General features: G+C 44.2%; 2 protein-coding genes. Both read left to right on the top strand.

Translation table 11 applies throughout. The annotated features are described in order from the left end of the window. Positions 1 to 743 (top strand): CpsD/CapB family tyrosine-protein kinase (locus R7Q48_RS24240; RefSeq protein WP_318132635.1); only part of this gene is annotated, 743 nt, incomplete at its 5' end. Then, positions 721 to 1334 (top strand): putative capsular polysaccharide synthesis family protein (locus R7Q48_RS24235; RefSeq protein ID WP_318132633.1); only part of this gene is annotated, 614 nt, incomplete at its 3' end. The genes R7Q48_RS24240 and R7Q48_RS24235, both read left to right, overlap by 23 nt.

Raw genomic sequence — 1334 nt, 5'->3', positions numbered from 1 at the left:
ATGTTCAAGATAAGCTAGGCGTGACATGCTTGGGGGTTATCCCAATGGTGAAAAAACGTACCCTGCGAAAAAATGGGGTAAGTTATACCGCCTACTTAGATAAAGATGAAAAACTCTTTAGCGAAGCTTGTCGCTCTGTTCGAACGTCGTTGCTATTAAGGCTGACCAACACTAAGCAAAAGATCTTACCTTTTACTTCAGCGATTCCAGAGGAAGGCAAAACCTCCACCAGCATCAATATGGCGGTGTCCTTCTCGACTATGGAGAAAGTGTTGATTATCGACTGCGACTTGCGTCGTCCATCTTTAGCCAAACGATTCAATATTCCTGAGTCCCAGCCAGGTTTAACCAACATATTGACGATGGATACCGCAATAAAAGATTGTATCGTTCGCATCGATGACGCCAATTTAGATGTACTACCTGCTGGGCTGATTCCACCCAACCCACAAGAGCTGCTGGCATCCAATCGCTTCAAAAAACTACTGGACCATTTTCAAGATAAATACGATCGCATCATCATCGATACACCACCACTGTTGTCGGTCAGTGATGCGCTCATCTTAGGCCAATATGCGAACGGACTCATCACAGTGATTCGTTCCGAGTCCACCAAAGCATCACTGGTTAATGTCGCGCTATCTAAACAAATACAACACTCGATACCGTCTCTTGGCGTGCTTATCACTCAAGCAAAAGCTAAGGAAGGAGAGACTTTATATGTCCAGAAATACGCCTACTAATCAACATGCGTCTTGGTATCAGATATTAAAAAGCCAAGAACGCCCGGTGCTGATATATCAAATGGGTAAAGTCGGCTCGAGTGCGTTAGAAAAGTCGATTCCTAACTCGATTCATTTGCATGACCTTATGGCGATTGATGCTAACAAGCAGATCTCTCCAGTGAGAGCAAAGCTTCATCAACCAAACAAGCATTATGTAAAACGTCTGCTCAAGCGAAGCGTTATGAGCCACATGCTCAAACGTAAACAAGACGTGCGCATCATCTCATTGGTGAGAGAGCCGATTGGTAGAAATATCTCGATGTTCTTTCAATCTTTACCTTTCTGGATGGCAGAAAAAAACCTAAATGACGACAGTGCAATTCGCTCTGAGCGTCCGCAATTGTTGCAAGAAGCTTTCGAAGAGCACATGAATCACCACTACCCTTTGGAGTGGTTTGATAATGAAATCAAAATGCTAACAGGGATCGACGTGTTCAATAAACCGTTCGATCATGAAGCTGGTTGCCAAACCTACCAACAAGGCAACTTTTCTCTGCTCGTAATTCGAAGTGACAAGCTGAAGCAATCACCAGCTACCGTTGGCGAGTT

It is taken from the genome of Vibrio sp. 378 (assembly GCF_033339435.1).
This window is presented reverse-complemented; position numbering and strand designations above follow the sequence as displayed.